The organism is Secundilactobacillus collinoides DSM 20515 = JCM 1123 (assembly GCF_001435975.1).
GTDB classification, from domain to species: Bacteria; Bacillota; Bacilli; order Lactobacillales; family Lactobacillaceae; genus Secundilactobacillus; species Secundilactobacillus collinoides.
On record NZ_AYYR01000048.1, the window covers coordinates 1 to 10619 of the forward strand.

A 10619-nucleotide genomic window follows, 5' to 3' on the forward strand; every position below is an offset into this window, starting at 1 on the left:
GAAACAGACTCAACTTTATATTATTTCATCTGTCAACTTGACAGGGCCTAGTGCAAATGGCTGGTCTTTTTTTATTCATAATTTCAATTATTCAAGCTTAAGTGTCACATCATAGGTTTTCGATGAATTCTCGTCATTATCGTCATTTGTATCATAATCTGCATCCCATTTTAAGCGCAGTGTTGATAAAGATTTTGTAGATTTTAATCGCTTTAGTGGATAGACAATATTTCCATCAGTGGTAGCTCCTTTGTTTATTTCCCCATCAAAATCATCACTGTTTGATGTATCAGCATCAATCTGCTGTCCATCGCTTGTGTTCAGTGTGCCCATTGTTGGGTAAATATTGATATCACGGGCCGTTTCAATCTTATAGTGCACAACTACAATACCATTGATTTTAAAGTATTTATCATTGTCACTGTCATAGTATTGAACAGGCTGTTTTGTTTTGTAAAGCGTGAGTCTATTAATTGTGACCTTTGTATTGACCCAAGAATGATTTTGATAATCTACAGGAACAATCAGTTTGTCTTCGTAAGGGACCTTTCCGTCAGTAAGTTTCAAAATTTTAGACGTTTTTGAAGGCTTTCCAGTAGATTTAGGATTTCTAGTTAACTGTGTGGACTCAGCCTGCACGTCGGTATTATTGGTTTTTTCTTTTTCGACAGAATGGAAATGATTAAATACAAGTAGCCCAGTACTAATGATGAAGCATACAATAAGCACAGCTACAGTATATTTTAAATTGCGAATGTGCTGTTGAATCGCCTGTTGGAAATCCTCGGTTTTTTGGGGTGATTTGATTACGGGGGCCTTACCGCTTTGATTAGCTCCACAGAATGGACAAAAATCTGACTCTGCTGAAATTTGGTTTCCGCATGATAGACAGTATTTAGCTTTGTTATTCATAGTTTCTCCTGAAGTAGTAAGTATGGCTGCTGTTGTTGAAGTGATTGTAACAAACTAAGTGACCTGTTTCATTATACAGGATAATTTTATAAAACCATCCTAAATTCGTATGTTTAAATAAGATGATACATACTATTAATAATGACACTTTCTTGCTTATCGGGTCAAAAAAACACAATTAAAGTAATAGTAAAGTCAGTTAATAGGGTATAATGTTTTTCATAAGGGAAAATGTGATATTTATTACATAACAAGGGTAAAAGCGGGTCATTTGGGGACCGGTTTTTAAAAATAGATTAGAAATAACGTCAGAGTGAATTCTGATAAATGTGAGGAGAAATAGGTATGCATTTTTGTCCAAATTGTGGTGCTCCAGTGGTTTCAGGTTCAAATTTTTGCCAAAAGTGTGGGGCAAATTTAAAGCAAGAAGCTGCAAAATTGGCTGCTTTGAAACAAGGTGCCCCGGTTGCTGATATGGGTAAAAAAGAGGTTGCTACAACTGTTGAAGGAACACCAAGTACAGACACAGACACAGGCACAGGCACAGGTACAGACACAGACACAGACACAGACACAGACACAGACACAGACACAGACACAGACACAGGCAATGGTCACATTATAGCGAGCCCACTGACTTTTTTTGAACGAGAGTCAACGATTGACAAATTAAAAAAGACGAATGAACCCGCTATTTCATCAGGGATGTATCCGCAGCATGACGATGGGCAATGGGATAGGGTCAATCGGGCAAAAAATGAACCGACTGAAGTTCCTAAGGAAATGAAGAAATCAGTGAATGAAGTTTTCTCTGGCCAAGCACCTACTTTTGGTGACCCTGCACAAAGTCTACATGCGAATGAAAAATCAGATTATTTAAATGAGGCAATCAGCCATAATGTAGACACTCAGATTGTGCGTGAGGATGAAACTGCAAAAAAACAGCATGCGCTTGACTATGAAAAGAAACTGCTTGTACATGGCGAAACAGTAAGGGAGGATAATCTTTCTGGTACTCAAGTAAGCATGAAGCGCCAACTAAAAATCCAATTAAACGCACTGTACCAGCAAATTGCAATTACTTTTAAAGTGACACCTAAAACCGGGAGTATTGCAAAAAAATTTGAAAGAATTCGTCAACGTGTCTCAAGACAAATTGAGGGATATGACTACGACGAAATCAGTAATCGAGTAGAGCCGCTTTGTGAGGAAAACCATGTGGTCACGCAGCAAGATATCGATTTTGTAAAGCGTCTTATTCAAAAATATCGTAATTATTACCTTCCAAGTCAGTTGGAACAGAAGTTAGATTATTTGTCAGGACAGTCAAGCAACGCCATTGTGGATGCAGAACATCTAAATAACATGCAAAAATATATGCATGTTAATCGAGGGTCACTAGAGGATGACTTTGTATCATTGTTGAAAGGGCTTAATAATCGCAAAGGCAAGCTTATCTTTCTGGTTGGAAATGTTGGCGACGGAAAATCTCACTTAATAGGCCATTTAAAAGAGATACATCCAGATATCTTTGCAAAAACAAACATCAACATCCACTATGATGCCACGGAGAGCTTTGATCCTCAGAAAACTGCTATGGAAACGTTATTCGATGTTCTATCCCCATTTGCAGATTCCCAAATTGAAAGCGCAACAAAAAATTGGATAATCGCTATAAATATGGGAGTACTCGTTAACTTTAAACGACAAGCGGAGGTTTCTGGAGAGTTTAATAGGCTAATCGAATTTTTAGATAACTCAGGTATTTTAACTAGTCATACAAACGCTGATAAATTAAATTCGGTTCGGTTCAGCCTACTATCATTCCGTGATTACCCGCTTTTTGATCTAGATGATACAGGAGCTACAAGTCAATTTTATGATGCATTATTTGACAAGGTTGCAACTCAAAATGAGGGGAATCATGAAGAGAATCCATTTTATAAGGCCTATTTACAGGACAAAGCGCATTACTCGATGCGACTGACACACCACAACTACGAATTGTTTTGTCGGCCAGAGGTTCGTGAAACTTTGAAGTATCTCTTAATAAAAATCCAAATTGAATCCAAGGTCATCATCTCAACTCGTGCGCTATTGGAGCTGTTACACGACATTATAGTACCCGATAAAGAAAAAGAAGGTGGAATCATCACCTACCAACAATCTTTGCCTTACCTTCTTTTTGGTGGTCTCGGCGATTCTTTAGTGATAAAGAAAATCAATGAATTTGACCCATTATCTAAGCAAAATCGAAAAATTGAAGAACTTATGAGTCATGTTTACAACTCACAAGCATCCTTAAAAGAACTTGTTAATGCTTACTTAAATGATGACGATGCTAGGAGTATTGACTGGTTATGGAACTATTTTGATGATGACTTACACCTTCATGATAGTGTTGGATTCTTACTAAGGATAAAATATTTGCTGGAACGGAAGGATTCAGTATTTGATGATGCTACGTACACACGTTATTTGCATTTGTTGAATTTGCTCACGAACAATGCAGGTAGTGACCCAGCAATCCATCAATTCTACAAAGCAGTCAAGCAATTTATTTACAATTGGAGCGGCAGTCCACAAGATAACTATATTTTCACTTACATTAACGCGCAGGAAAAATTTGGTGTCGCTGTTCCTTTTGAATTGGAATTTAAAGGAATAATGACCCATGATTTTGATATTATTTTTGATCTTAAAAACACAGATGCAGGCACGAGTTATCACTTGGTTATTGATTATGATCTCTTTAAGCTCATTACCCGTGTCAATAACGGATATCTCTTAAAAAATGAAGATAGACACAAATATGTGAATGTAGCTACCTTTGTTGAGAATATCAGCAAGAGTCGACGTACTATTAAAGATACACTTATCGGCAATGTTGAAACAAATCAATTTTATCACCTGTCATATGATGGCATGGATGTTGAGATGGGGGAGAAATAGCTAGTGAGTAAAGAAGTTGAACAATTACGTGAGATTCTTCGGTTTAATACAAAGTTAACCGCAGCCCATGATTTTTCTGGCCAAGTGCTGCCGTTTTTTACCCGGAATCCAGAACGTGTTAAATTTACCAATGGCTTTAATCCAGTTGTAGGAGTTATTGCGAGAATTGTAAATGGCAAAGGACCTGAATTTAATCAAGAATCCTTACAACTTGATAAGTTGTCATTAGAGACAAACATAGATTCTGAAATTGTAAGGCAATTGTTTTCAACGCCAATGTATCGTGAAATGCACAGTTCAAAATTATTGCAGTATATAGCATTGTCTGATAGTCAAGAAAGCAAAGGCGAAATAAGACTTGGTCAATTCTTAATTTCATTGTTGGAATTAAATAACGATGCTGATTTTATTCAATATTTTGGTGAGGCACAACCTAATAATTTGTATGAGAAAGTAGTGTTTGATTCACTGGAGAATGGGGAACAGCAATCTAAAACCGATAAGCGCAATTTTAAGTACTATGATCAGCACCATTTTTCAAAACTTTTTCATAGTGATATTTTACATTTAATGAGTGACAGAAATTATTTCTATGACAATATCGGGGCACTGCTTGAGTTCTACTACTTTAGCTACGTCAGTCAAACAATTGTCAGAATTAGTGATGAAACGGTAACGGAGACGATAATACCACTTTATTTTTCGCTCGAGAATGAACCCATTTCAAGGTCCCGAAAAGCGGTTAGCAATGGTTTTCGTTTAGTGAACGACCATAGTTGGGATTTGTTGACTGATGTGGATATGTTAAATTACCTTAATGCACTGATACCTGATAAGAATCGTTTCTATTGGAAAAATGAAATATTAGCACCAGACTTTGAGTATCAAGTCGAACTTGGCAACAATTTAGCAGAATTTTTACCACAGTTGTATCAATTGTTGGATTCCCAGGTTACCAGTAATGTATCGCTAAACCTTTCGACTTTACAGGCTGCTGTTCAAAGCCTTCGATTACTTCTACACAATAGAAATAAAAATAGTCGTGAAACGAGTTCGCGTTTTGCATTGTCTTTTAATGAAATTTGCAAGCAAGGATTCACTCGACCACACGGTCAGTTAGGAAGAACGTTCTCCATGAGCAAGCACACTGTTTTATTACTAACAGCTGCAATTGTTGGTAAAGGTAAATTGTTGCTTCGGGACGTCTTTAAGGCATTTGAAGAACGCGGCGTTTATTTCGACCGAATTACTAGAGACAAGGTCATTAGCCTATTTGAGCAAGCAAACATTCTAGAAAAATTAAGCGATAGTGGGGATGCGCAGTATGTACGAGGAATACTATGAGTTTTTATGTAAACGATTGATTGCGTGGACAAATAAAGTTGAAATTAAACCTGGCGATCGGTATGTGCTGAGTTTTGAAGATCAAAAACAAGTCAAAGACTTTATGAAGACATTATCAGACTCACCGAGGGTCAGTTCATTTGTAATTGGGAACGACGTTAATGCTTATGCTGGTCTTTCCGTCCAATTGAAACAAGCGAGTTCACTTAAATTAATTGTTGTTTCAACGATTGGGGTTACAGCTGATTATTTGGTTAATTTACGGAATCAAATTGGGCGACAACAAGGTAAGTGGGACAATACGGCCTTATTGTTTATCTCTAATCAAATTCTCGACAGTATTAACAGTGGTGCTAAAGATATCAGTCGTCAAGGTGGTCCCTTCAACATTGATGAATTACGCAAAAATGTTATTAGTGACGTGCGTGATACTGACACTTTTAACGTAAAAGAAAAAGAAGTTCTTTGCAATATGGTGGATGCTTCATTCAAAGGAGAACAGACTTACACCCTGATGGATTTTGCTGATGCTTATTCGATTATTGAGAAAGGGCACCTAGATAATTCTGATTATCAGCAGATGGGGTATTTTAGTGATAAAAGCCTTCTTACCTATGACGACGATGACATTACTGAACGTTTGATGACTAATCGAGATGATTTTGCTGAAGTTAGAACATTACAGGGCTTTGGTGATGTTAAAGAAAGTCTTAGTAAAATGGTTACCGGATCGACATTGGTTAATGATCTTGCTAGTGATGAATGGCAAAAAGTGGATTATGGTAGAATTTTGACAGGCAAAGCAGCGCTCAAACGTAATAGTCAGGTTAAAATTAACTATCTTGGTGACCAGTTTAAAAAAGAGAATGCCAATTTTACAATCTGGGACCAACCAAAAAGTAAAACGGCTGCTGGGGAACGTAATCGACATTTGATTATATTTAATCCGAATAATCTATCTGACATTGAGATACGTATCCCTTTTGATCAATCATTGAGTAAAAATGGACTTTCCAAACGCGTGTTGGACAACAAAAATCCTAAGGTAAGTGTCTTCGGTAATCATCTAAGGGTCGCTTTTGATGGTCTTAAACCGCGTACAAGTGCAATGTATAAATTTTCGTATAAACATCAAAGTAATGGTACTTTAACTTTCACGTTTAGTATTTTAATCTTACCATTGAATAGCAATGTAATGGCTGATATCCGACCATTTTATACGTTGAACGTGCAGGCACACCAAACAACAATTAAATTGCCAAGTAATATGGATGATTTTGAACTTGGTGCTGGTGAAGAAACGCGGTTAATAGATGCTGATTCTGTAGGGGCGCTAAATAACCTGAACATCAGCTCACGAGATAAGTTTAGTATTAAAATGCGGAACCTATTAATGACAGATGAGAAAGAAGATCACTTCACACTCACATTTCTAGGCATTCCAGTTCATTTTTCATTTGTTGATGAGGACAAAAAGGTAGTTCCAAGGAACGCAGTTTATATTGAGAATTTTCGGAGACAGAATGAAGTTGATGGTCACTATCAACATCAACAACTGGTTTTTGGTGGTGACGCTTTTAGTGTTTTTGAGATGCATAAACGTTATTTAGAAATTGAGAAGGACCTACTTGAAAACAGTCAACTTTCAAGTTTATTCCCTGATTTGCCGCTGTCTCAGCCACTGAAACAGGATTATTTAAATTTATTTGATGCTTTACGCGCTCGAGGAACATTGATGAGCTTGGTATCGTGGGATACTGAAATAAAATCTTTAGTTCGAAAAATCCTAGATGAAGTGATTCATGAAATCGATTGGTCTGCAGATAGAATTGAACCATCGCCTGAGATTCGTAACATCGCGCGAATTGGTGAAGTATCAATTCAATCAGATATTGGCTTTGCACCATTCAGCCCAATCTTGTTGGGGTATCAACTTCAAGTTGAAGAAGATGTCGGGCGAGAAGACCTATCCGATACCATTCAAAGAAAGCTCAATCCAATACATTTAGCGCCTTTTCTGCAGCGCCAAAATGATTATTTTCGTGCGGACTATGTATCCAATGCGCCGCGATGGTTGATCTATTCGAACGCTAACTTATCTAAAACCGGCGAAGCGTCTCAGAAGATTATCACTGAACGCCTTAAAGATTTTAAAAAGCATTTTAAGTTTTTGTTTGAGGATAATCACAATCAATTCAACGTCCATGCGGTTAACATTCGTGACGAGCGTGCATTACTGAAAAGTGTCACAGATTATTTGATTTTTGAAATTAGTCAGAATAAAGATTATTTGAGCAATATTAATCCGGTCACTTTGTACATTAGCAATTCTAATGAGCGACAGAGCAGGTTCGTCAGTGCCGGCTTTTACAATATTCATGATAAAAAGACGTATGAAGCCTATTTTCAAGATTCAATTAAAACCATCACGGATTTAGAGCCTGAACAGGTGATTGAACTTGTTCAGAACAATTTGAATATTGTGTATGGGGACAATCAAGCCATTGATTACCACATTACCTTTTATCAATTTACAAATAGGCTTGTTTTAGGACAATATGATACTTCAGAATTAAATATGAACTATTCAATTGGTGGCTTAATCGGTGGTGATGAATATACTCGAGTTCAAAATAGTATTCGAAACGGCTTTGGAACCAAAGGCTTAGGCGAATCAAAGACGGATATTATCGAACTGGCTGAGAGCTGGAATGATTTGTTAGTAGCAACCGCGCATTCACACTCAGTTATGGCACATGGTCAAGCACTGACCAATAACGTTGAAGAGCTTGATGATGACAATTTTCAGCAGCAGTTTGATCACAGCAAATGGGTCACGTTATTAAATCCATTGGTTAAACTCGATTACTTTAATAAAATGAACCAGGATATTTATGTAATTCACTATACGGATTACACTAATTCGGCTAATTATGAATCTATTACGTTGACTAAACAGGTCAATCAATATGAACTTATTTTGTCCGAAAATCTACCAGATATTGTTGATCAACGACATGACACAACATTTGTAAACAAAATCATTAAATCGTTTAATGTGGTCAATGGTGAGTGGCTTTTGCGACTTGTGAGTCATCGTGACCAACAGAATACTGTAAAAGAGAAGTTAAGCATTCTTGCGACCTTCAAAGAAATGCTTGGCATTCTTGCAACTCCTTCAGTCCAGTGGATTCCATTGTCACTGGAAGAAATCTTGCGGGTAGCTGGTTCGTTTGTCGGTGAGACTCGTGAAGACTCGATTTTTAGTGCTAAGAGTTTGGGTGCAACTGGCAGCATTTCGGATGATTTACTATTTATTGGCTTATGGTACGATGGTGATCAACTGAAAGTGTCGTTTTTACCGACAGAAGTTAAGGTCGGTCAGAACAATAATAGTGTCAAAATAAAGGCCAGAGAGCAAGTCGAACATACTTTTAAGGTCTTAAATGATACAATTTTTAATGCTAATGGATTCAAAGCAGATTTCTATTTGGATTTCTTCATGAAATTATTTTTTGCTAACGTTGCGAAATTTTTTAGCAACGGGGATATGGATCAAGCAACATACAACCAGATTCAACAAGCGAAGCAAGTTGTTTCACAAGGCAAACTGGTAGTGGATAATTCTGCGACTGATTTCTATAAGAACAAAGCAATTTTTTCACTGAAGGCTGACGAAACGAATCGGATGCTTCAAATTACCGACAACTGTGTCTTGGTTCAAGTTCCGGAGAGTGACGCTTTTCGGTTCTCTGGAGCAACAATTCAGGAAGTGGTTGATGACATTCAGAATGATAAATTTGGTTTTAATAGTGACCGTTTGTTAAAAAATGTTTGGCAGGCGAATGGCCACGCAGATGTGACAGCAACTGATACTGCCCAAACTGAGGCAATACCTTTTGATCAATCAGAAGTGGATAAGGACGTTTCTAATAAATCAGTTTCTGAGACCGTATCCGACACTGACAATGAATCGAGTCTTGGAATTGCCGCCATTCATCAGTTTGAAGATACAATTGATGCTGAAGAAACGGTATCAGCATTGGATACTGATGCAACACCAAAGGGTAATACGGTTAACAATGCTCTTGAGGATGTTGTATCTAGTTTGGATAATTATCAACCACAGCATCTTGAAGATGAAGTGCGATCGAGTGCTGAACAGAAGAATCAATTTGCCAAGGACGACAAGATATTATTAGGCACTATCGATGGATCAACGAGTAAAGCATATTGGGAATACAATCATCCGCAATTGGCTAATAGACACATGTTAATTACTGGTAAATCAGGGCAAGGTAAAACCTATTTTATGCAGACCTTGTTAATGGAATTTGCTAAACGCAAAATCGACACATTAGTTATTGACTACACAGATAGTTATTTACCGGATCAGCTAAAAAAGACGCTTACCGACTTTACCGAGATCTACCAACACATTGTCAAGCTCAACAAGTTGCCAATCAATCCATTCAAATATAACGATATTAGTATTGGAACTGAAACACTCAAGGAAACGACAAGCGATGTTGTTTCACGAGTGGCTGAAGTGTTGGACTTTAAATTCAACCTTGGTGTACAGCAAAAAAGTACACTCATTAAAGTCATGAATGAAGGTATGTCTGCCACCAGTAAATACACCTTTAGCACACTAAAACAGCAGATTCAGGATGACAAGGACTATGCAACGTTATTTGGCAGATTACAGCCTATTTTGGATAACGATCCTTTTGATTATAGTAATCAGACATTTGACTGGGCTTCATACTTTGGTCAGTCAGGACAAATCAATATTATCCAATTAACTCAATATCCTGACACCGTGCAGAAAGCAATCATTGAGTTTCTGCTGTGGGATTTATTTAACTATTCAAGGATGAATAGTGATAAAGAGTTAGTTTATCCAGTTTTCCTTGATGAAGTTCAAAACTTGAGTTTTAAGCCGGATTCGCCAATCGTAAAGATTTTGCGCGAAGGTCGAAAATTTGGATGGTCTGGGATATTTGCAACGCAATCGTTAAAGTCGATAAAAGATGAAGTTGATGCAATATATAACGCTGCTGAACAAATCCATTTTCTACCACCGGAAAATCAAACGATGACGATTGCCTCAATGTTAACTTCTGATAAGGATGAGCGAAAAGGTTATACGACTGCTTTGACTAAGCTGAAGAAAGGCCAGTGCATCGTTAGTGGGCCAGCCTTGGATGCACATGGACAATTGGGTAAGTCTGTGACCACGGTTGATATTGATAGCCTTGAAGAACGGTTAGGACAATAATGATTAATATAAAAGGGCAGCCCTTGTCGATCCATTATAGATATAGGACTGCCCTTTATTATTTATAGATAATGACTGAAACTTGAAAGCTAATAATCACGCCAAAGGCGTGTGGTTATTGGCTTTTTTG

At 37.4% G+C, this 10619-nt stretch carries 4 protein-coding genes; 3 read left to right on the plus strand and 1 reads right to left on the minus strand.

From position 1 onward, the window contains the following. Positions 1-87: 87 nt before the first annotated feature. Positions 88-912, minus strand: a complete 825-nt coding sequence (locus FC82_RS08635; RefSeq protein WP_056996764.1) for a zinc-ribbon domain-containing protein — start codon at positions 910-912, stop codon at positions 88-90. Positions 913-1257: 345 nt separating this feature from the next. Between FC82_RS08635 and dptF the strand changes: the two genes are divergently transcribed. Genes dptF through FC82_RS08650 form a run of 3 tightly spaced genes read left to right on the plus strand, consistent with a single transcriptional unit; the run spans position 1258 to position 10489 of the window. After that, positions 1258-3864, plus strand: coding sequence for a DNA phosphorothioation-dependent restriction protein DptF (gene dptF, locus FC82_RS08640; RefSeq protein ID WP_056996765.1), 2607 nt, complete (start codon positions 1258-1260; stop codon positions 3862-3864). A gap of 3 nt (positions 3865-3867) precedes the next feature. Then, positions 3868-5208, plus strand: coding sequence for a DNA phosphorothioation-dependent restriction protein DptG (gene dptG, locus FC82_RS08645; RefSeq protein ID WP_056996766.1), 1341 nt, complete (start codon positions 3868-3870; stop codon positions 5206-5208). Further along, complete coding sequence (locus FC82_RS08650) at positions 5189-10489, plus strand: helicase HerA domain-containing protein (RefSeq protein WP_056996767.1); 5301 nt, start codon at positions 5189-5191, stop codon at positions 10487-10489. Before dptG ends, FC82_RS08650 begins: the two co-directional genes overlap by 20 nt. Positions 10490-10619: the final 130 nt, after the last annotated feature.

Bases quoted from the DNA above. Each gene is read 5' to 3' on its own strand.
- FC82_RS08635 (WP_056996764.1), bottom strand. From the start codon at position 912: ATGAATAACAAAGCTAAATACTGTCTATCATGCGGAAACCAAATTTCA.
- dptF (WP_056996765.1), top strand. From the start codon at position 1,258: ATGCATTTTTGTCCAAATTGTGGTGCTCCAGTGGTTTCAGGTTCAAAT.
- FC82_RS08650 (WP_056996767.1), top strand. From the start codon at position 5,189: ATGTACGAGGAATACTATGAGTTTTTATGTAAACGATTGATTGCGTGG.